The 24978-nt window shown below is 62.2% G+C and carries 1 protein-coding gene and 1 pseudogene; both read right to left on the bottom strand.

Annotated elements, in window-relative coordinates:
- Positions 1-19: 19 nt before the first annotated feature.
- Positions 20-12501 (bottom strand): annotated as a pseudogene (locus GVL50_RS14350) (non-ribosomal peptide synthase/polyketide synthase); the annotation flags it as partial.
- Between the two features lie 2 nt (positions 12502-12503).
- Positions 12504-24953 (bottom strand): non-ribosomal peptide synthase/polyketide synthase, encoded by a 12450-nt coding sequence (locus GVL50_RS14345; protein WP_159813784.1) that lies wholly within the window; start codon positions 24951-24953, stop codon positions 12504-12506.
- Between the last annotated feature and the right edge of the window lie 25 nt (positions 24954-24978).

The following is a 24978-nucleotide window of genomic DNA, read 5'->3' as shown; positions in this document are numbered from 1 at the left end:
TGGACTGGCCAGGGTTGGTGACAATCCCGCGCAACAGGTTCTGCCAATGCCCGGCCATGCGCGTAACGGTGTCGGCGCCAAACAGGTCGGTGGCGTAGATCAGCGCCGCCGACAGGCCGTCGCTGTGCTCTACGGTTTCCAGGGTCAGATCGAACTGCGCGCTGTGGCTGTCCCAACGCAAACCCTCGACTTTCAAACCGCCCACCGGCGCTGTAGTCGACAGGCCTTGGGTCTGGTGATTGAACATCACTTGGAACAGCGGACTGTGACTGAGGTTGCGCTCGGGTTGCAGCGCTTCGACCAATTGCTCGAACGGCAGATCCTGATGCGCCTGCGCGCCCAGCGCAGTCTGCTTGACCTGCTGCAACAATGCGCTGAACGCGTCCTGACTGTCGACCTCGCTCTTGAGCACTTGGGTGTTGACGAAAAAGCCGATCAGGCGCTCGATTTCCACCCGATTACGGTTGGCCGTCGGCACACCGACGCGGATGTCGTTCTGACCGCTGTAGCGATGCAGCAAAGCCTGGAACGAGGCCAGCAGGATCATGAACAGACTGACCCCTTCGCGCTGCGCCAGCTGTTTGAGGCCGCTGACCAACGCCGCGTCGATGTCCAGTTCCAGACGGGCACCGCGATAACTCATGACCGCCGGGCGGGCAAAATCAGTTGGCAATTCGAGTACCGGTTGCTGACCGCCGAGGCGCGCGATCCAGTATTCGAGTTGACGCTCACGCTCGCCCGCCTCCATCCAGTGGCGCTGCCAGATCGCATAGTCGGCGTACTGGATCGGCAACTCGGGCAACACCGGCGCCTGCCCTTGAATGAACGCGGCGTAGCCTTTGACCAGTTCCTCGACCATCACCTGCATCGACCAGCCATCGGAGACGATGTGGTGCAAGGTCACGATCAGCACATGATCGTCGGGTGCCAGTTGCAGCAGACGTGTGCGCAGCAATGGCCCTTGTTGCAGGTCGAACAGTTGGCGGGTTTCTTCTTCGATCAAGTGGCGCAGTTGCGTGTCGTCCGGCCTCTGCGCCAGCACTTGCGCTTGCAGTTGCACTGGCGAAACCGCGTGGACTTGCTGCACAGCGTGCTCGCCGTTGAGCACGAAGGTGGTGCGCAGACTGTCGTGGCGCGCCACCAGCGCATTGAAACTCTTCTCCAGTGCAGCGACGTCTAGCGGCCCGCGCAAACGCAGGGCCGTGGGCATGTGGTACGCCGCGCTTTCGGGATCCAGCTGCCACAGGAACCATTGGCGTTCCTGGGCGAAAGACAACGACAAGGTGTCGAACTCGGCACTGACAGGCGGAATCGGCAGGTTCGCCGGGGAAACGTCCTCTTCGAGCATTTTCTGCAAGTACAGGCGACGTTTTTCCAGCGGCAGCGTTATGAAGCGCCTGGCAATACGTTGTGCGACAGCGGTGTCCATCAAACCTCCTCAAATTCATCAAGCAGCGCTTCAAGCTTGCTCAATTTCGACGTGCTCATTTGCTCGCCGGACTGCTCGAGTTGCGCGACAAACGCACCCAGCACCGGGAATTGGAATATCAGTTGGGGCGTCAGCTTCAGGCCCAGTTCGAGTTGCAGGCGCGAGACCACATTGACCACCAGCAGTGAGTGCCCGCCGAGTTCAAAGAAGTCGTCAGCCAGCCCGACCTGGTCGATTTTCAGCACGTCCTGCCAGATCGCCGCGACCTTGCATTCCAGCTCGCTCTGCGGCGCCAGATAAACCGACTGATGCGCGCGAGTGTCCGGTGCCGGCAAGGCCTTGCGATCGAGTTTGCCGTTGGGCGTCAGCGGCAATTGGTCAAGGAAGATCAGGTGGGTCGGCACCATGAAATCCGGCACCTGCCGGGCCAATTGCGCTTTGAGTAGTTCGGCCAGAGGCGCCGCGTCGAGGCTGTTGTCGTGGCTGACCAGATACGCGACCAGGTTCGGCCCGCTCAGTTCTTCCCGCGCCAGCACTACCGCATCACGCACTTCAGGCAGCGCTTGCAAGCGCGCTTCGATTTCACCGAGTTCGATGCGCAGACCGCGAATCTTCACTTGATGGTCGATACGACCGATGTATTCGATCACGCCGTCTTCGGCATAGCGCGCCAGGTCGCCGGTGCGGTACAGACGACCGCCAAAACCGGCGAACGGATCAGGAATAAAGCGTTCGGCAGTCAGTGCGCCGCGCTGGTGATAACCACGGGCCAGAGAATCACCGGCGATGTACAACTCACCCGTCGCACCGATGGCGCAAGGTTGCAGCGCCGCGTCCAGCACGTAGGTGCGTACGTTGTTGATCGGGCGCCCGATCGGCATGATTCGCGCGTCGTCTGCGACCGTGCGCGGCACCGTGTGGCTGCTGGTGTCGATGGTCGCTTCGGTCGGGCCGTAGAGATTGCGCAACTCACCGTCGAACCGCGCCATCACTTCACGTGAAAGGTGCGCACTCAGCGCCTCGCCACCGCACAGCAACAGCCGCAACGAGGTCAGTTGTTCACGGCTCGCCAGCGGCAACAGCGCCTGCAACAGCGACGGCGCCATTTGCAGCACGCTGATGCGCAGTCGCGCGACGTCGGCCCACAGCGTGGTCAGGTCGAGATTGAATTGCGCCGAGGCCAGCACCAGTTGCGCGCCGTTCATCAGCGGCAGCCAGAATTCCCAGACCGACGCATCGAAGCTGATCGCGGTTTTTTGCAGGACGCGATCCGCAGGCGTCAGCTGCAGGCATTCCTGCATCCACTGCATGTGGTTGCTCAGGCCGCCATGGCGCAGGGTCACGCCCTTCGGCTGGCCGGTGGAGCCGGAGGTGTAGATCACGTAGGCGAGGTTGTGCTCATCGATCAGCACCTGCGGATCGCGCTCGCTGTAAGCATCCAGCCAATGCGCCGGCTGATCGAGCAACAGCGTGGTCAATGCGACATCGGCAAAACGTGGTTGCAGACTGGTTTCAGTCAGCAGCAGGACAATGCCGCTGTCCTCGATCATGTAGGTCAGACGATCCTGCGGATACGCCGGATCCAGCGGCACATAGGCGCCGCCAGCCTTGAGAATCGCCAGCAAGCCGACCACCATTTGCACGCCACGCGACATCGCCAGACCGACCAATACGTCGGGGCCGACGCCGCGCTCGATCAAGGCATGGGCCAAACGGTTGGCCTGGGCATTGAGTTGCGCATAGGTCAGCGTGGTCTGCTCGGTCACCAGCGCCACGGCGTCCGGCGTCAGCCGTGCCTGCGCTTCGATGCATTGCTGCACCTGATGGCGCTCGGCCGTTGCGACAGTCGTGGCGTTCCAGTCGCGCAACAACAGCGTGCGCGTGACATCGCCTAGCAAGTCGATCTCGCCAAGGCTGCGGCCGGCCGGCGTGCTCACCATCTGCGCGAGCACGTGTGCCACCTGCTCAGCCAGGCGCTCGACGGTGTGTGTAGGGAAAGCAGCGTGGGCATAAGTAAAGTGCAGACTCAGGGTGTCATTGTGATTAACGGCCAGGGTCAACGGGAAATTAGTCTGTTCCTGATTGTCCACGGTGCCGAAGCTCAACCCAGACGGTGCCTGCGCTTGCAACGCGTCCGACAGCGGGTAGTTTTCGAACACCAGCAAGGTGTCGAACAAGCCCTCGCCGCCCTGCCCGGCCCAGCGCTGAATTTCGAACAGCGGCGTGTGCTCGTGCTCGCGCAGGGCGACGTTTTGCGCCTGCACCTGTTGCAACAAGGCCGACACCGTTTGCTCCGGCCGAGGGCTGGCGATGACCGGCAAGGTGTTGATGAACAGGCCGATCTGCTGCTCGATGCCTCTGAGCTCGGTCGGCCGCCCGGACACGGTCGCACCGAAAGCCACGGTGGCATGCCCGGTGTAGTGCTGCAGCAGCATCAGCCAGGCGGCCTGGATGACGGTGTTGAGGGTGACTTTCTGCGTACGCGCGAATTCGCTCAGGGCTTGAGTCTGCGCCTTGTCCAACCAGTGGTAGTGACTGGCGTGGCTGCTGGCGAACGCCGCTTCGTCAACACCGAAACGGGTTTCGGCGAGACGGGTCGGCGCCTCGAACGAGCGCAGTTGCTCCAGCCAGAACGCTTCACTGACCTTGGCATCGCGCCCTTGCAGCCAACTGATGTAGTCGCGGTAGCGCCCGGCCTGACGCGGCAAGGTCTGGCCGTCATAACGCTGCAGCACTTCGCCGAGCAACTGCGAATTGCTCCAGCCATCCATCAGGATGTGGTGATGGGTGTAGATCAGGTGATAGCGCTGCGCGCCGGTCTGCACCAGCACCAGACGCAACAACGGTGCGCAGGCCAGATCAAAGCCCTGCGCCAGTTCTGCCGAAGCCAGTTCAGCGAGTGCTGACGTGACATCGGCGCGAGCGCTCCAGTCCAGCGACGTGAAGGGCACGCGCACTTGCTTGTGCACCACTTGCACCGGCCGGTCGCTGCCCTGCCAGATAAAACTGCTGCGCAGAATGTCGTGGGCATCGACGGCGGCCTGCCAGGCATTTTCGAAACGTTGTGGATCGAGGCCTTCGATGTCCAGGCACATCTGGTTGATGTAATGCCCGCTGCCGTTTTCATAGAGGCTGTGGAACAACATGCCCTGCTGCATCGGCGCCAACGGATAGATGTCATCCACCGCACGCGCCGGCAGTGCCAGACCATCAAGCTGCGCCTGAGTGAAGTCGGCCAACGGGAAGTCCGACGGCGTCATGCCCTGATTGCTCGGCTCGCAGCAATGCGCGATCAACAGCGCCAGTTCAGCGGCATAGTCATCGGCCAGTTGCTGGATCAGCGCCGGATCGAACTGCTGACGACTGAACGTCCAGCCCAGATTCAACGCACCGTCGAACACCTGACCATTGAGGGTCAGCCAGTTGCCGAGTATGGTTAGTGGGCTCTGCTCGTCGCCGGCGCCTTCGCTGGCCGGGCTGAACAACGCGCCCTGCGCTTCATCGAAACTGCCGTCAAACTGTCCCAGGTAGTTAAAGGTGATGCGCGGTTGCGGCAGCGCCTGCAACGCTGCACGAGTGGCGTCGTCACCGAGAAAACGCAACGCACCGAAACCGACGCCTTTATCGGGAATTGCGCGCAAGCCCTGCTTGATCGACTTGATCGAATCGGCGAGGTCAGCCGCCGGGGTCAATTTCACCGGGAACATACTGGTGAACCAACCGACGGTGCGGGTCAGGTCGATGTTGGCGAACAATTCTTCGCGGCCATGGCCTTCCAGCTCGATCAAGGTGCTGGCGTGCCCGCTCCAGCGGCAAATCACCCGCGCCAGCGCGGTCAGCAACAGGTCGTTGACCTGCGTGCGATACGCCGCCGGGGCTTCTTGCAGCAGTTGTCGGGTCAGTTGCTTGTCCAGTCGCGTATCGACGGTGACAGCCTGACTATTGAGCGCGCCCGCCTCTGGATCGAGGCACGGCAAGTCGCCTTGCACATCGCTCAACTGCGCCTGCCAGTAAGCCAATTGTTCTTGCAGTTCGGCGCTGCGGGCGTGGCCCTGCAACTGTTCGGCGAAGGCTTTGACCGAGCTGGTCTTGGCCGGCAGTTGCACAGTCTGCACGGCGTGCAGTTGGTTGTAAGCGGTTTGCAGATCGTCGAACAGAATCCGCCACGACACGCCGTCCACCGCCAGGTGATGGATCACCAACAATAGCCGTTGAGTACCATCGGCGAGGTTCGCCAACATCCCGCGCAGCAACGGCCCGGCTTGCAGATCCAGACTGCGCTGGGCCTGATTGGTCAGGGTTTCCAGCGCCGCTGCATCGGCGACTTCGCGCACCCACAGCAGGTTTTCCGACGCCGCTTGACGGTACTCGGCGCGCCAGCCTTCAGCGCTTTCGCTGAACGACAGACGCAAGGCATCGTGATGCTGCACCAGTGCCTGCAAGGCTTGTTCGACAAGCTCGGCTTGCAACGCGCTGGCCGGTTTCAGCAGTACCGACTGGTTGTAGTGGTGACGCTCGGGAATCGCCTCGGCGAAGAACGCTTGCTGGATCGGCAACAGCAACGCAGCGCCCTGAACCGGGGCCTGATCGATTGCTTGCTGGTCAGTGCCGGTCTGCGCCACTGAAGCCAGCGCCTGTACGGTCTGATGCTGGAACAGATCTTTCGGCGAGAAACGAATGCCCGCCGCACGTGCACGACTGACCACCTGAATGGAGATGATCGAGTCGCCGCCGAGTTCGAAAAAGTTATCGCTGAGGCCGACACGCTCAAGTTTCAGCACGTCCTGCCAGATCGCCGCGATCTGTTGTTCCAGCTCGCTTTGCGGCGCGACGTAATCCAGCTGAACTTGACTGGCGTCCGCTGGCGGCAGCGCTTTGCGGTCGAGTTTGCCGTTGGCGGTGAGCGGCCATTGTTCGAGGAACAACAGGTGCGTCGGCACCATGTAATCCGGCAGATCGGCCTTGAGTTGTGCCTTGAGTTGTTCGCGCAAATCGGCTTCGTTGTCGACGCTGTGCGCGGCAATCACGTAGCCGACCAGTTGCTGACCGCTCGGCCCGTCCTGCGCCAACACCACCGCTTCGCGCACGGCATCGAGGGCGTTCAGGCGTGCTTCGATTTCGCCGAGCTCGATGCGGAAACCGCGGATTTTCACCTGATGGTCGATACGTCCGACGTACTCGATCACGCCGTCGCTGCGGTATTGCGCAAGGTCGCCGGTGCGGTACAGACGCGCCCCGCTCTCGCCGAATGGATCGGGGATAAAGCGCAGTGCAGTGAGGTCGCCGCGATTCAGATAACCGCGCGCCAGACCGGCGCGGCCGACGTACAGCTCGCCGATGCAACCCTTGGCCACCGGATTGAGTTCGCCGTCGAGCACGTACCACGACAGGTCGGCGATTGGCTCGCCGATCGGGCTGTTGGCGTCCTGCTCAAGATCCGCCACCGACAATGGACGATACGTCACGTGCACGGTGGTTTCGGTGATGCCGTACATGTTGATCAGTTGCGGGGCAGCATCGCCGAAGCGTTCGAACCACGGGCGCAGGGATTTCACGTCCAGCGCTTCGCCGCCAAACACCACGTAACGCAAGGCATTCGCCCGTGTATCGGCGCAGGCCACGTGCATCAATTGTTTGAATGCCGACGGCGTCTGGTTGAGCACGGTGACCCCGGCGTCGCACAGCAGCGCATGGAAGTCCTGCGGCGAACGGCTGACGTCGTAGGGCACCACAAGTAGTTCGCCGCCGTGCAGCAACGCACCGAAAATCTCCCACACCGAGAAGTCAAAGGCGTAGGAATGGAACAGGCTCCAGACGTCCGTCGGGGCGAAACCGAACCACGGCTCGGTGGCTTCGAACAAACGCAAAATATTCTGGTGCGGCAGCAACGTGCCTTTGGGTTTGCCGGTGGAACCGGAGGTGTAAATCACGTAAGCGAGGTTCGACGACGCCATCGTCACCTGTGGATCGGTGTCGGCAAATGCGCTGACATCGCTGTCCAGCAGCAAGGTCTTCACGCCGCCCGGCACCGGCAGTTGACCAGCCAGCGCAGCCTGGCTCAGCAGCAGTTGAATGCCGCTGTCCTCGATCATGTAAGCCAGACGATCCTGCGGATAAGTCGGGTCGAGCGGCACGTACGCGCCGCCAGCCTTGAGGATCGCCAGCAGGCCGACGATCATTTCCACACCACGCTCGGCAGCCAGACCGACCAGCACGTCCGGGCCGACACCGAGGGCGATCAACTGATGAGCACGGCGGTTGGCCTGACGGTTGAGTTCGCCGTAGCTCAGGGTCTGCTCGTTGAAACGCACGGCGATGGCATCGGGACGCAGACGCGCCTGTTCTGCAATCAAGTGATGCGCGCAGGCTTCAGTCGGGAAGCTGCGTGGATTCGGATTCCATTGGGCGATGTTCTGTTGCTGTTCGCTGATGTCCAGCAACGGCAATTCGCCGATGCGTTGCTGCGGATCGGCGACGATGCCGTGCAGCAGGTTCAGCCAATGCCCGGCCATGCGCTGCACGGTGGCGGCGTCGAACAGGTCGGTGGCATAGGTCAGTGCGGCGCTGAGTTGGCCATCTGCCTCAAGAGTGTCGAGGGTCAGGTCGAACTGCGCGGTCTGGCTGTCCCAATCCTGCGCTTCGATGATCAGCCCCGGCAACGCCGGCAGGGCCTGACGCCCGGCACTCTGATGGTTGTACAACACCTGAAACAGTGGGCTGTGACTCAGATTGCGTTCCGGGCGCAGCGCCTCGACCAATTGTTCGAACGGCAGATCCTGATGCGCCTCGGCACCGATGGCGGCGTGTTTGACCTGCGCCAGCAGAGCACTGAAACGCTGCTGCGGATCAACCTCGGCCTTGAGCACTTGAGTGTTGACGAAGAAGCCAATCAGGCCTTCAGTCTCGACCCGGTTGCGGTTGGCAATCGGCACGCCAACGCGAATGTCCGACTGATTGCTGTAGCGATGCAAAAGGCTCTGGAACGAGGCTAGCAATAGCATGAACAGCGTGCTGCCCTCGCGCTGGGCCAGTTGCCGCAGTTGCTGGCTGAGCAGCGGCGGCAGGTCGATGGCCAGACGTGCGCCGGCAAAACTCTGCCGCGCCGGACGCGGACGATCAGTCGGCAGTTCCAGCAAAGGCTGCTCACCGCCGAGTACGCCAGTCCAGTAATCGAGCTGGCGCTCACGCTCGCCGGCCGCCATCAATTGGCGCTGCCAGACCGCATAATCGGCGTACTGAATCGGCAGCTCGGCCAACTCGACCGAGTGACCCTGGCTATACGCGGCGTAGCGCTGAATCAATTCCTGCACCAGCAGTTGCATCGACCAGCCATCGGAGACGATGTGATGCTGGGTCAACACCAGCACATGTTCTTCGCGCGCCACTTGCAACAAACCGACGCGTAGCAGCGGACCGTTTTGCAGGTCGAACGGCTGGCTGATCTGACGCTGCACATAGGCCTGAGTCTGCTCGGCAGCATTGTCCGAGGTGCAGTCAAGAATCTCCGGCAGCAGGATCGGCGCCTGTTCGGCATGAATCACCTGGAACGCTTGTTCATCGACCTGCACGAAGGTCGTGCGCAGGCTTTCGTGGCGCTGGATCAGCTCGGCAAAACTGCGTTGCAGCGCGTTCAGATCCAGCGCGCCGTGAATACGCAGCGCTGCCGGAATGTGGTACGCCGCGCTCGCTGGCTCCATTTGCCAGAGGAACCACTGACGCTGCTGGGCAAACGACAACGGTAGTTGTACTTGATCACGCGGCGCCCGAGGGATGCTCGCAGGCTTGGCCACTTGAGTTTGTTCCAGCGCTGCAACGCAGGCTTTGAGGCTGGCGTTTTCGAACAACTGGCGCAGTTGCAGGTTGAGGCCGAGGGTCTGGCGAATGCGCGAAACCATTTGCGTGGCCAGCAGCGAGTGGCCGCCGAGTTCGAAGAAGTTGTCGGTCAGGCCGACACGCTCAAGTTTCAGTACGTCCTGCCAGATCGCCGCGATCTGTTGTTCCAGCGCACTTTGCGGCGCCACGTAATCCAGCTGAACTTGACTGGCGTCCGCTGGCGGCAGCGCTTTGCGGTCGAGTTTGCCGTTGGCGGTGAGCGGCCATTGTTCGAGGAACAACAGGTGCGTCGGCACCATGTAATCCGGCAGATCGGCCTTGAGTTGTGCCTTGAGTTGTTCGCGCAAATCGGCTTCGTTGTCGACGCTGTGCGCGGCAATCACGTAGCCGACCAGTTGCTGACCGCTCGGCCCGTCCTGCGCCAACACCACCGCTTCGCGCACGGCATCGAGGGCGTTCAGGCGTGCTTCGATTTCGCCGAGCTCGATGCGGAAACCGCGGATTTTCACCTGATGGTCGATACGTCCGACGTACTCGATCACGCCGTCGCTGCGGTATTGCGCAAGGTCGCCGGTGCGGTACAGACGCGCCCCGCTCTCGCCGAATGGATCGGGGATAAAGCGCAGTGCAGTGAGGTCGCCGCGATTCAGATAACCGCGCGCCAGACCGGCGCGGCCGACGTACAGCTCGCCGATGCAACCCTTGGCGACCGGGTTCAATTCGCCGTCGAGCACGTACCACGACAGGTCGGCGATTGGTTCGCCGATCGGGCTGTTAGCGTCCTGCTCAAGATCCGCCACCGACAATGGACGATACGTCACGTGCACGGTGGTTTCGGTGATGCCGTACATGTTGATCAGTTGCGGGGCAGCATCGCCGAAGCGTTCGAACCACGGGCGCAGGGATTTCACGTCCAGCGCTTCGCCGCCAAACACCACGTAACGCAAGGCATTCGCCCGAGCATCAGCGCAAGCCACGTGCATCAATTGCTTGAACGCCGACGGCGTCTGGTTGAGCACGGTGACCCCGGCGTCGCACAGCAGCGCATGGAAGTCCTGCGGCGAACGGCTGACGTCGTACGGCACCACAAGTAGTTCGCCGCCGTGCAGCAACGCACCGAAAATCTCCCACACCGAGAAGTCGAAGGCGTAGGAATGCAACAGGCTCCAGACGTCTGTCGGGGCGAAACCGAACCACGGCTCGGTGGCTTCGAACAAACGCAAAATATTCTGGTGCGGCAGCAACGTGCCTTTGGGTTTGCCGGTCGAACCGGAGGTGTAAATCACGTAAGCGAGGTTCGACGACGCCATCGTCACCTGCGGATCGGTGTCGGCAAATGCGCTGACATCGCTGTCCAGCAGCAAGGTCTGCACGCCGTCCGGTACCGGCAATTGACCGGCCAGCGCAGCCTGGCTCAGCAGCAACTGAATGCCGCTGTCCTCGATCATGTAGGCCAGACGATCCTGCGGATAAGTCGGGTCGAGCGGCACGTACGCGCCACCGGCCTTGAGGATCGCCAGCAGGCCGACGATCATTTCCACACCACGCTCGGCAGCCAGACCGACCAGCACGTCAGGGCCGACACCGAGGGCGATCAACTGATGAGCACGGCGGTTGGCCTGACGGTTGAGTTCGCCGTAGCTCAGGGTCTGCTCGTTGAAACGCACGGCGATTGCATCGGGACGCAGACGCGCCTGTTCGGCAATCAGTTGGTGCGCGCAGGCTTCGCTCGGGAAACTACGCGGGTTCGGGTTCCACTCGGCGATGTTCTGTTGCTGTTCGCTGGCGTCCAGCAACGGCAGTTCGCCGATACGTTGCTGCGGGTCGGCGACGATGCCGTGCAGCAGGTTCAGCCAATGCCCGGCCATGCGCTGCACCGTGGCGGCGTCGAACAGGTCGGTGGCGTAACTCAGGGTGGCTGCCAGTGCGCCGTCAGCCTCATGTGTATCGAGGGTCAAATCAAACTGCGCGGTGTGCGAACTCCAGTCGAGGCTTTCGACTTGCAGCCCCGGCAGTTGCAACGCCTGCGCCGCCGTGCCGCCCTGGTGGTTGAACATCACCTGGAACAGCGGATTGTGGCTCGATTGTCGATCTGGTGCGAGGGCATGCACCAGTTGCTCGAACGGCAGATCCTGATGCGCTTGCGCGCCCAATGACGCCTGTTTGACCTGCGCCAGCAATGCCTTGAAGGACATGCTGCCCTGCACCTGAGCGTCCAGCACCTGGGTGTTGACGAAGAAGCCGATCAGGCCTTCGGTTTCGACCCGATTACGGTTGGCCACCGGCACGCCGACGCGGATATCCGCCTGACCGCTGTAGCGATGCAGCAAGGCCTGGAACGACGCCAGCAAGACCATGAACAACGTCATGCCTTCACGCTGGGCCAACTCTTTCAGACGTTCGCTCAGCTCGCTGCCAACGCTCAGATCCAGACGCGCGCCGCGATGACTTTGCACCGCCGGACGCGGACGATCCGTCGGCAATGGCAGAACTTCGCCGCCATCGCCCAGACGCTCGGTCCAGTACGCCAGTTGCCGCTCCAGCTCACCGGCCTCCATCCACTTGCGCTGCCAGATCGCGTAATCGGCGTACTGGATCGGCAAAGCCGCGAGGTTGGCTGGCTGGCCACTGCTGCGCGCGGCGTAGAGTTTGACCAGATCATCGACCATGATCTGCGCCGAAGCACCGTCGCAAATAATGTGATGTTGGGTCAGCACCAGCACATGATCATCCGGCGCGATTTGCAGCAGCTTGACCCGCAGCAATGGGCCTTGTTGAAGGTCGAACAGCGTGGCGATTTCAGCGTCGATCAACGCCTTGAGGCCTGCATCGTCGGGCGGCGTGTCCAGCACCTGCGGAGTCAGCGGCAGACTAAGTCGCGGCTGGACTACCTGAATCGGGCCGTCCGCGCCATCGACAAACACCGTGCGCAGCACTTCATGGCGTTCGAGCAAGGCATCGAAACTGCGCTGCAATGCCGACAGATCAAGAGCACCGCGCAAACGCAACGCCGTCGGCACGTGGTAAGCGGCGCTGTGCGGGTCGAGTTTCCAGAGGAACCACTGACGCTCCTGCGCGAACGACAAGCCAATCGTTTCGAACTCATCGCGCACCGGTGGAATCGGCAACGCCGCAAAGCTCATGTTCTTGCTCTGCATTTTTTGCAGAAACGCTTGCCGTTGGGCGAGCGGCAAACGGATGAATCGCTGAACCAGAGACAGGTTATCGAGCTGAGTCATTTTCAAAGGGTCTCCAGGTCTGCCAGGAAATCATGCATCTCACTCAGGTCTTCGCTGGAGTGAGGGGTCAGGTGAACAGCCAGTTGTTCGGCGTACTCCCGCAGCGATGCGGTGCGGAACAGCAGATCCAGCGGCACCGCCGCCCCTTGCTCCAGTTGCAGGCGCGCGGTGGCCTGAGTCGCCAACAGTGAATGTCCACCCAGTTCAAAGAAGTTGTCGTCGCGCCCTACCCGGTCGAGTTTGAGCACGTCTTGCCAGATGGCGGCGACGCTGTGTTCCAGCGCCCCATCCGGCGCCACGTAGGCGCGCAGCAGTTGGTTGGCGTCCGGCAGCGGCAGCGCCTTGCGGTCGAGCTTGCCGTTGGGGGTCAGCGGGAAACGTTCCAGCAGCATCCAGTGCGCCGGCATCATGTAGTCGGGCAGTAACGGTGCCAGTGCCGATTTCAACGCGTCGCGCAGGGCTGCGAGCTCGGCGTCCTGTGGCTTCGCCGCAATCAGGTAGGCCACCAGTTGCAAGCCACCCGGCCCTTCCTGTGCCACCACCGCAGCTTCGCGAATCGACGGCTGCGCCAACAGGCAGGCTTCGATTTCACCCAGCTCGATGCGGAAGCCACGAATTTTCACCTGATGGTCAACGCGCCCGAGGTACTCGATCACCCCGTCAGCGCGATAACGCGCCAAGTCACCGGTGCGGTACAGCCGCGCACCGTTGCCGAACGGATCGGGCAGGAAGCGCTCGGCGGTCAGCGCCGGCCGCTCGTGATAACCCCGCGCAAGACCATCGCCACCGATCAGCAATTCACCGATCACACCGGCCGGGTTTGGCGCAAAGTGTTCGCCGAGAATGTGCAGCGTGGTGTTGGCAATCGGCCCACCAAGGTAAGGCTGGCACTGCTCGGCCGTCAGTTGATAAGCCGCTGACCAGATCGTCGTTTCCGTCGGCCCGTAAAGGTTCCAGACTTGGCCGGCGACCTCGAGCAGACGTGCGGCCAGATCCTCGGCCAGCGCTTCACCGCCACACAGGCATTTACGCCCCGCGAGCCGTGCAGCCTGTGGATGATCAAGCAACATCCGCCAGGTCGACGGCGTCGCCTGAACCACGCTGACCTGCTGTTGATCGATGATCTGCAGCAGCGCCTGCGGGTCGTGCGCATTCTGCTTGTCCACCAGCACCACGCAAGCCCCGCTGAACAGCGCGCCGTACAACTCGAGCCCGAAAATATCGAAGGAGAACGTGGTCAGCGACAGCACGCGGTCAGTCGCCACAAGCCCCGGCTCACGGGCCATGCTCGCGACAAAATTGACCAGTGCCGCGTGGCGCACCATCACGCCTTTCGGCTTGCCGGTCGACCCCGATGTGTAGATCGCATAGCTGAGGTTATCGCCGTCGACCGCCACCTGCGGATTGGCCGCCTGTGCAGCGCTGATCGGCTCTTCGAGGGAGCCCGGCACCAGCGTCTGCACACCGGCCGGAATTGGCAGCACTTGCAGCAACGACGCCTGAGTCAGCAACAACTGCAAACCGCTGTCTTCGATCATGTGCGCCAAACGCTCGCTCGGGTACTGCGGATCCAGCGGCACGTAAGCGCCACCGGCCTTGAGGATCGCCAGCAAGCCGACAATCATCTCCACGCCGCGCTCCAAAGCGATGCCGACCAGACGATCCGGGCCAACCCCTTGGGCAATCAGGCGATGGGCCAGACGGTTGGCCTGCGCATTCAGCTCGGCGTAGGTCAAGCATTGCTCACCGAACACCAGCGCTGTCGCGTCAGGCGTCTGGCTGGCGCGCGTTTCGATCAACCGGTGGATGCAACGCGACTCGGGCCAAGGCGCTGCGCTGGCATTCCACGCCAACAATTGCTGATCGGTTTCGGCGGCGTCGAGCAGGTTCAATTCACCCAGTGCACGTTCGCTGCCGTCGATCATTTGCAGCATCAAACGTTGCAGGTGCAGGCCCATCTGCTCGACCGAAGCAGGAGCAAACTGTGCGCACTGATAGCTGAATTGCACCGCCAGTTCGGCAGCGAGACTGACCGACAGCGTCAGCGGATAGTTGGTTTGCTCCAGGTTATCCACGGCACCGAAACGCAGGCCTTGCGGCGAGCTCTGTTCCAGCGCCTCGGAAATCGGGTAGTTCTCGAACACCAGAATAGTGTCGAACAGCGCCTCACCGCCCAATCCCGCCCAGCGCTGAATGTCGAACAACGCGGTGTGTTCGAACTCGCGTAGCGCCAGATTCTGCGCCTGCACGCCGTGCAACCAGTCGCCGAGGCGCTGCTCCGGACGCGGGCTGGCGATGACCGGCAAGGTGTTGATGAACAGCCCGATCTGCTGTTCTACACCGAGCAGATCCGCCGGACGCCCCGACACCGTCGCGCCGAACGCCACGCAGGATTTGCCGCTGTAACGTTGCAACAGCAGCAGCCAGGCCGCTTGCACCAGCGTGTTGACCGTCACTTTTGCATCGCGGGCAAAGTCGCTCAAACGCTGAGTCTGTTCCGAATCCAGCTGCACCCGATGCTGCGCATAAGCGTGAGGCTCGACGTTTTGCGTCGGCGCCGCAAACACCTGCGCCAGACGCACCGGCTCATCCAGTTCACGCAATTGCTCGAGCCAGAAGGCTTGCGCGGCACCGGCGTCCTGTTTTTGCAACCAGCCAATGTAATCGCGATAACGCCCGCTCGGCCGCGCCACCGTTTCACCGCTGTAATGCTGCAACACCTCGCCGAGCAACTGCGCGCTGCTCCAGCCGTCCATCAGGATGTGGTGGTTGGTGTAGATCAAGTGATGACGATCGGCAGCAATGCGCACCAAGACCAGGCGCATCAGCGGTGCAGCGCTCAAATCCAGGCCTTGTGCGCGCTCGTCATCGGCGAGGGTTTGCAGTGCCGCGTCCAGATCAGCCTGCGCGCTCCAGTCGAGCACGCGGAATGGCACCTCCAGATGGCGCTGCGCAACTTGAACGGGTTGATCCAGATCGCCCTGCCAGAAGAACCCGGTGCGCAGAATGTCATGGGCATCGACCACCGCTTGCCACGCCGCGCGGAAACGCTGCGGATCAACGCCGTCGACGTCCAGACGCATCTGGTTGATGTAGTCGCCACCGCCTTGTTCGAGCAAGGTGTGGAACAGCATGCCCTGCTGCATCGGCGACAGCGGGTAGATGTCATCGACGGACTGCGCTTGTTGCACCAACACGTCGAGTTGCGCCTGCGTCAGCGTCGCCAGCGGGAAGTCCGACGGGGTCACGCCACGGTTGGCGCTGTCGCAGCAATGCGCGATCAGTGCGGTGAGCTCTTGCAGGTAATCGTCGGCCAGACGCTGGATCGTCGCCGGGTGAAACATCTCGCTGCTGAACGTCCAGCTCAGATCCAGCTCACCGCCGAAGACTTTGCCGTCCAGCGCCAACGGGCTGCCCAGCGGGCCGGCCATGTTGACTTCTTCGCCGCCGGATTCGCTGGTCGGCACGAACAAGGCGTCGTCGCCGGCATCGAAGCTGCCGTCGAACTGGCCGAGGTAGTTGAAGGTCAGGCGCGGTTTCGGCAAGGCTTGCAGCGCTTGCTGTGCAGCGGCGTCGCCAAGGTGCGCGAGGGCACCGAAACCGATGCCTTTGTTGGGGATCGCGCGCAGTTGCTCCTTGATCTGTTTCAGCGAAGCGCCGAGGTCGGCGACCGGCGCCAATCGCGCCGGGAACACGCTGGTGAACCAGCCGACGGTGCGGGTCAGATCGACGTTGTCGAACAGGTCTTCGCGACCATGACCCTCCAGTTGCACCAGCACACTGTCGTCGCCGGTCCAGCGCACCATCACTCGCGCCAGCGCGGTCAGCAGCAGGTCGTTGACTTGCGTGCGGTAGGCCGCCGGGGCTTCCTGCAACAGCTGACGGGTCAAGGTTTTGTCCAGTTGCGTGCGGATCGATTGCGCCTGATTGTGTTGCTGACCGGCGTGCGGGTTGTCGCAAGGCAACTCAGTCGAGGCGCCTTGCAGTTGTTGCTGCCAGAAACCCAGTTCGGCCTGCAGCGGCGCACTCGCGGCGTAGTCTTGCAGCGCCTCGGCCCAGGCTTTGACCGCACTGGTTTTGGCCGGCAGTTGCACAGTCGCACCCGCCAGAATCTGCCGATAAGCGCTCTGCAGATCTTCGAACAGAATCCGCCACGACACGCCGTCGACCACCAAATGGTGAACCACCAATAACAAGCGTTGAGTGCCATCAGCGAGGTTCGCCAGCACCGCGCGAATCAGCGAACCGTCACTCAGTTGCAGGCTGCGCTGAGCCTGATTGCCCAGCGCCTCAATCGCCGCGACATCGGCGACCTCGACTTGCCACAAAACGGTTTCGCCCGCTTGCGTCGCGACATCGCGGTACTGCGCCGACCAGCCTTGCGCCTGTTCGGCAAAGTCCAGACGCAGACTGTCGTGATGCGCTACCAGTGCGTCCAGTGCTTGTTCGAGCACTTGCGCGTCGAGTGCCTGGGTCGGTTTGAGCATCACCGACTGGTTCCAGTGATGACGATCAGGAATCGGCTGCGCGAAGAACCACTGATGAATCGGCAGCAGCGCCGTTGCACCGGTCACCGGTTGTTGATCGATCAGTTGCAGCGGCTCGCCGGTTTGCACCACGGCGGCCAGCGCCTGAATGGTCTGATGCTGGAACAGATCCTTCGGGGTAAAGCGCAAACCGGCCTGACGGGCACGGCTGACCACTTGAATCGAGATGATCGAATCGCCGCCCAGCTCGAAGAAGTTATCGCTGAGGCCGACGCGTTCCAGCTTCAACACGTCCTGCCAGATGGTAGCCAGTTGCTGCTCCAGCGCGCTTTGCGGCGCGACATAGACTTGCTGCAATTGGCTGACATCCGGCTTCGGCAGGTTCTTGCGATCGAGCTTGCCATTCGGGGTCAGCGGCATGCGCTCCAGACGCAAAACGTAGGCTGGAACCATGTGTGACGGCAGCGTTGCTTTGAGCTGCTCACGCAGTTGCTCGGCAAAATCTTCGCGCGGCGAATCGCTGACCACGTAGGCGACCAGGCGTTTGCTGCCGGCGCTTTCCTGCGCCACAACCACCGCTTCGCGCACGCCATCAAGGGCTTGCAGACTGGCTTCGATCTCGCCGAGTTCGATGCGGAAACCACGGATTTTCACCTGATTGTCGATACGTTCCAGATAGTCGAACGTGCCGTCAGCGCGCTGGCGCACCAAGTCGCCGGTGCGATACAGCACGCCGCCGCTACGGCTGAACGGGTCAGCGACAAAACGCTCGGCGGTCATCGCCGGGCGGTTCAGGTAACCCCGCGCCACACCACTGCCGCCCAGATACAACTCACCGGCCATGCCTTGCGGCAGCAGGTTCAGATCGGCGTCCAGCACATAGGCGCTGCGATCACCGATGCGGCTACCAATCGGCGCGTACGCGGCGCCGCACGGCTCGTCGCGAGCGGCCTTCCAGATCAGCGGCGTGACCACGGTTTCGGTCGGGCCGTAGCCGTTGATGATGTACTCGGGATTCAGCGCACGCTTGACCCGTTCAAAACTGGCATTCGGCACCGCATCGCCGCCGAAGCAGTAGATACGCACCTTGGGCGGATTGCCGACCCGTTCGGCGTGCTCGGCCAGTTGTTGCAAGTACACCGGCGGGAACGCGACCACGGTCACGCCGTGCTCGATCATCGCGTTGTAGGTCTGCTCCGGCGTCCACAAGCTGTCGTCGCGAATCAGCAGCGAGCCGCCGTGGGTCAGGCTGGTCAGCCAGCGCTCGTGGGCGCCGTCGAAGGCGAACGACATGAAGTGGAATTCGCAATCGCTGTCGCGCATTTCGTAGCGCTCACCGATGGCCAGACAGTGCATGGCCAGCGGGCCGTGGCTGACGCTGACGCCTTTCGGGTTGCCGGTGGAACCCGAGGTGTAAATCACGTACGCAAGGTTGTGCGGATCCAGCGTCACGATCGGTGCCTGCGCCGGGTTAGCGCTGAGGTCGAGGTGATCGAGTTCCAGCACGGTCAGGGTGTCAGCGATCGGCAATTGCGCCGTCACCCGAGAATCGGTCAGCAACAGCGCCAGACCGGAATCCGCCATCAGATACGCCAGCCGCTCGCGTGGGTAACTGGTGTCCAGCGGCACGTAAGCGCCGCCCGCCTTGAGCACCGCCAGCAGCGCGACGATCAAACCCTCGCTGCGCGGCAGCGCGACACCGACACGCACTTCGGCGCCAACGCCACGCGCCACCAGTTCATGGGCGAGACGGTTGGCGCGGGCATCGATGTCGCCGTAGCTGAAATGCTTGCCGTCGAAAATCACTGCGGTGCGATCCGGCTGTTGCGCCGCCAATCGGGCGTAGCGTTGATGCACAGCGAGGTCGACCGGGTACGTCTGTGGCTGGTTTTCAAGGATCTGCCGGGTGTGTTCTTCGACCGTTGCCAAGGCTATTTCACCGAGACGACGTTCGGCAGATTCGGCGAATTGCTCCAGCAGGTGCAGCAGTTGCGCGCTGAGACGCTCGACAGTCGTGACACTGAAATGCGTCTGATCAAAACTCATGTGCAGCGCGAGGGTTTCGCCAAGTGTCACGCCCAGGGTCAGCGGGTAATGCGTCTGATCCTGGTTGGCCACTTCGCCGAACACCACGCCTTGCGCGGTGCCATTTTGCAGCGCTTCAGAAATCGGGAAGTTCTCGAACACCAGCAGCGTGTCGAACAACGACTCGCCGCCCTGCCCGGCCCAACGCTGAATGTTCGCCAGCGGCGTGTGTTCGAACTCGCGCAGGCTGAGGTTCTGCGCCTGCACCGCCGCCAGCCATGCCGCTACGCTTTGATCCGGACGCGAACCGGCGATCACCGGCAGCGTGTTGATGAACAGACCGACTTGCTGCTCGATGCCAACCAGTTCCGCCGGACGTCCTGCAACTGTAGTACCGAACGCCACGCAAGCGCTGCCGGTATAACGCTGCAACAACAGCAGCCACGCGGCTTGCACCAAGGTGTTGGCGGTGACTTTCTGCTGCCGGGCAAACTCGTTCAGGCGTTGCGTACGCGCTGCGTCGAGCGCGTAATGCTTGAGCGCATGCCCGCGCTCGGCACGCACCTCACCACCGCCCGCCGCGGCTTGCGCGAGCACGGTTGGCTCATGGAAGTCGGCCAGTTGCGCCAGCCAGAACGCTTCGCTGACGGCGCCGTCCTGACGTTGCAGCCACTGGATGTAATCGGCGTAACGGCTCAGCGGACGCGGCGGTTGCTGGCCGGCATAACGCTGCAGCACTTCGCCGAGCATCTGCGCGCTGCTCCAACCGTCCATGAGAATGTGGTGGTTGGTGAAGATCAGGTGATGACGCTGATCGGCGATTTGAATCAGCGTTACGCGCAGCAGGCCGGCCGCGGTCAAATCGAAGCCCTGCGCCAGATCGGCAGCCGTGAAATCCTTCAGTGCTCGCGTGATGTCAGGGCGCGCGCGCCAGTCGAGCAAGGCGTACGGCAACTCGAGACGACGATGGATGATCTGCAGTTGTTCCTGCAATTCACCCTGCCAGATAAAGCCGCTGCGCAGGATGTCGTGGGCGTCCATGGTCGCTTGCCACGCCGCACGAAAACGCTCGGGGTCGAGACCGTCGACATCGACGCAGAGCTGGTTGATGTAAGTGCCGGTGCCCTGTTCGTACAAGGTGTGGAACAGCATGCCCTGCTGCATCGGCGACAGCGGATAAATGTCTTCGATGCCGGCGGCCGGCACTGCGATCGCATCCAGTTGTGCCTGAGCGATGTGCGCCAGCGGGAAGTCCGACGGCGTGATACCCATGCTTTCCGGCAGGCAGCAATGGTTGATCAGCGCTTGCAGTTCAGCGCTGTATTCGTCGGCCAGACGGGCGATGGTCGCCTCGTTGAACTGTTCACGGCTGAACGTCCAGCGCAGGTCGAGTTCACCGTCGTACACCTGGCCTTCGACGCCCAGCCAGTTGTCCAGCGGCGCATCGAGACTTTGCTCCAGCCCGGCGCGCTCACCGGCCGGGCTGAACAGTGCGCCCTCCTCGGCATCGAAACTGCCGTCGAACTGGCCGAGGTAGTTGAAGGTGATGCGCGGCAGCGGCAGCGTTTTGAGCGAGGCTTGCGCCGCGTCGTCGCCGAGGTAACGCAGCACGCCAAAACCGATGCCCTTGTTGGGGATCGCGCGCAGTTGTTCCTTGATCTGCTTGATCGCGTCCGCCAGCGAATCGGCCGGGGTCAGGCGCACCGGGAACAGGCTGGTAAACCAGCCGACAGTGCGGTTCAGATCGACGTCGTCGAACAGGTCTTCGCGACCGTGACCTTCCAGTTGAATCAGCGTATCGGCGTGACCGCTCCAGCGGCAGATCACCCGCGCCAGCGCCGTCAGCAACAGGTCGTTGACCTGCGTGCGATACGCCGCCGGCGCCTGTTGCAGCAGTTGTTGGGTGAAGGTTTTGTCGAGGCGACTGTGCAGCACCTGAGCGTGGCGACTTTGCAAGCTGCCCTGCGGGTTGTCGCACGGCAGATCCAGCGCCGCGCCGTCGAGTTGTTGCTGCCAGAAACGCAGTTCGGCCTGCACCGCGTCAGTCGCGGCATAGGCTTGCAGATGCTCGCCCCAAGCCTTGTACGAACTGGTTTTGGCCGGCAGTTTGATGCTCGTGCCTTGCACTGCTTGCTGATAAGCCTGTTGCAAATCTTCGAGCAGAATCCGCCACGAAACACCGTCTACCGCCAAGTGATGCACGGCCAGCAATAGACGCTGACTGCCATCGGCGACGGTCGCCAGTACCGCGCGCAACAGTGGGCCGTTTTGCAGGTTCAGGCTTTGCTGGGCCTTGGCGTATAGCGCTTGCAGATCATCAGCGTCGAGACGGTCAGCCGTCCACAACAGCTCAGGATCCGTCGCGACCGACGCCACTTCTGCACGCCAACCCTCAGCGCTTTCGACGAAGCGCGACCGCAAAGCATCGTGCTGCACCAGCAAGGCATTCAACGCCTGCCACAGTGCCTCGGTATTCAGAACTTGATGACTGCGCAGCAGCACTGCCTGGTTCCAGTGGTGACGCTGAGGAATGTCTTCGGCGAAGAACGTCTGCTGGATCGGCAGCAGCGGCAACTCACCGCTGACCGGGCCTTGATCGATGCTTACAGCGACGTTGCCTTGCTGGGCGACGCTGGCCAGACCTTGCACGGTCTGATGCTGGAACAGGTCGCGCGGGCTGAAATGAATCCCGGCCTGACGCGAACGACTGACCACTTGAATCGAGATGATCGAGTCACCGCCCAGCTCGAAGAAGTTGTCGGTCAGACCGACCTGTTCGAGCTTGAGCACGTCCTGCCAGATGGCTGCGATTTTCTGTTCCAGCGCACTGCGCGGCGCGACAAACGCTTGCTGCATCTGGCTGGCGTCCGGCGCCGGCAGTGCTTTGCGATCGAGTTTGCCGTTGGGACTCAGCGGCAATGCACCGAGGAACAACAGCTGCGTCGGCACCATGTAATCCGGCAGGCTGTCCTTGAGTTGCGCTTTGATCGCTTCGCGCGCAGCGCCTTGGGCTTCGGTTGAAGCGGCAACCACAGCGGTGTCTTTCGGCACCACATACGCCACCAGTTGCAGGCTGCTGCCGCCCTGCACCGCCAGCACCACGGCTTCTTTGACGGCATCGAGTTCTAACAGGCGCGCTTCGACTTCGCCCAATTCGATACGGAAGCCACGGATTTTTACTTGATGGTCAACGCGGCCAACGTATTCGATCTGGCCATTGGCGTTAAAACGCGCAAGGTCGCCAGTGCGGTAAAGACGCGCACCCGTGGTGGAAAAAGGATCTGGGATAAAACGTTCAGCGGTCAGATCCGCGCGCTGGAAGTAACCCCGCGCCAGCAACTCACCGCCAATCAGCAGTTCACCAACCACGCCAATCGGCGTCGGCTGAGCGTCGGCATCGAGCAAATAGGCATGACGTCCCGGCAATGGCTGACCAATCGGCATGGTCAGCGGCAGCGGCTGACGACCGAGCACGTAATCGCTGCAATCCAGCGTGGTTGCGGTGACGGTGGCCTCGGTCGGGCCGTAGGTGTTGAGCAACTTGACGTGCTCCAGCCCTGCCAGGCGCCAGGCCTGCACACCTTCCGGCGGCATTGCTTCACCACCGCTGTGAACCTGACGCAGCGCGGCGTAATCACGCGGGCCGGCGGCGGCGAATTCCTTGGCAATCATGTTCCAGTAGGCAGTGGTCAAGTCCATGACCGTGATGCCGTGCGCGACGATATTTCGGTACAGGGTTTCGCTGTCCCAGACTTCGTCGCCGCGCAGCACCACCGAGGCGCCGCAGGTCAGCGGGCCAAACAGTTGCTCGCCGAAGGCATCGAAGTTGAACGTGGCAAATTGCAGCGCGCAATCGGCGGCGCTCAAGGCGTAGTAATGCTGCGAAGCGAAGGCGTGTTTGCTCAACGCACGGTGGCTGATGCCGACGCCTTTAGGGCGGCCGGTGGAGCCCGACGTGAACATCACATAGGCGAGGTTATCCGCCCACACCGCGCGTTGCGGATTGCTGTCGTCGGTAAATTCCCACGCTTCGGCTTGATCGAGGCACAGGCTGCGCACGTTGTGCGGCACCGGCAGACGTTCGAGTAAATGGCTTTGCGTCAGCAGCAAACGACTGCCGCTGTCTTCGATCATGCACAGCAAGCGGTCGCGCGGGTATTGCGGATCCAGCGGCACATACGCGCCGCCAGACTTGAGCACGGCGATAATGGCAACGATCAGCTCCAGCCCGCGATCAAGCGCAACGCCGACCAGCACTTCCGGGCCGACGCCCTGCGCCAGCAATGTGCGAGACAGACGATTGGCGCGGGCGTTGAGCTGTGCATAAGTGAGTTGCTGACCGTCGAAAATCAGCGCGATGGCATCAGGTGTTTGCGCGGCCTGCGCTTCGAACAGCTCATGCACCGGGCGCTCGCTCGGCCAGGTCGTGTCGTGACGCCCCCAGTCCTGAGTCAGTTGCTCAAGCTCCTGCGCTTGCAGCAAACCGATCTCGCCAACCCGCTGTTGTGGATCGCTGACGATGCTGTGCAGCAGATGCGTCCAGTGCCGCGCCATGCGTTCGATGGTTGCGCCGTCGAACAGGTCGCTGGCGTAGGTGAACGCAGCGTGCAACTGGCCGCCCTTTTCGTAGGTGTCCAGGCTCAGGTCGAACTGGGTGCTGCGACTTTCCCATTCGATCACGCCGAGTTCCAGACCGCTGCCGACCTTGAGGGTGGTGACGTCAGCGACTTCCGGCTGATGGTTGTACATCACCTGGAACAGCGGGTTGTAACTCAGGCTGCGCTCCAGTTTCAGCGCCTCGACCAGCCGTTCGAACGGCAGATCCTGATGCGCCTGAGCACCGAGCGCGGTTTCCTTGAGCGCGCTGAGCAGATCCGCGAATGGTGTCTGGCCATCCAGTTGCACGCGCAGAACCTGAGTGTTGACGAAGAATCCGATCAGGCCTTCGATCTCGCGGCGGTTACGGTTGGCGATTGGCACACCGACGCGCAGGTCGGTCTGCCCGGTGTAACGGTGCAGCAAAATATTGAAGGTGCCGAGCAACAGCATGAACAGCGTGACGCCATGCTGCCGGGCGACGCCGCGCAATTGCTCGACCAGCGCCGCCTCCACTACGTGCTCATGGCGACGGCCGCGATTGCTCGGCAAGACTGGGCGCGGACGGTCGAGCGGCAGCTCCAGCACCGGATGCTCGTCACCCATTTGCGCCAGCCAGTAATCGAGTTGACGCTGCTGCTCTCCCGCCTCCAGCCAGCGCCGCTGCCACAGCGCGTAATCGCTGTACTGCACCGGCATCGGCGCCAGCTCGGCCACGTGCCCCTGATCGTGGGCATCGTAAAAGCGGCAGAATTCGTCGATCAACACGTTCATCGACCAGCCATCGGAAACAATGTGGTGCAGGGTCAGCAGCAGCACGTGTTCCTGCTCGGCCAGATGCAACAGACGCACGCGCAGCAGTGGGCCGTTGGCCAGATCGAACGGCAGCAGCGATTGCTCTTCGGCTGCTGCAGCTACGCGTAATTCACGTTCGGCAGCGGGTAAATCGCTGAGGTCGATGCGCTGGATCTCCAGCGGTCGTTGCAGCGGCACTTGCAGCAGGCTGTCATCGGGCTGCTGCTGGAACACCGTGCGCAAGGTTTCATGGCGCTCGATCAGGCTGGCGAACGCTTGCTCCAGCGCCGGCTGATTCAGCCGCCCGCTCAGGCGCACCGCCGCCGGCAGGTTGTACGCGCCGCTCTGCGGATCCAGATGCCAGAGAAACCACATGCGTTGCTGGGCATAAGACAGCGCCTGCCGATCCTCGGCCTCGACCCCGGCCGGAATCGGAAACCGCGAAAAATCCACCCCTTCCCTCTGCAAGGCAGCAAGGAACATCTGGCGCTTTTCCAGGGGCAACCCGATAAACCGGCGAGCGAGTTTCAGGGAGTCTTCTGCATTCATTTCTTGGCATCCGGATCAGTAGGCA

Source organism: Pseudomonas sp. 18058, from assembly GCF_902706155.1.
Taxonomy (GTDB): domain Bacteria; phylum Pseudomonadota; class Gammaproteobacteria; order Pseudomonadales; family Pseudomonadaceae; genus Aquipseudomonas; species Aquipseudomonas rustica.
This window is presented reverse-complemented; position numbering and strand designations above follow the sequence as displayed.

Coding starts and splice junctions, on each gene's coding strand:
- GVL50_RS14345 (WP_159813784.1), bottom strand. CDS start 24,953: ATGAATGCAGAAGACTCCCTGAAACTCGCTCGCCGGTTTATCGGGTTG.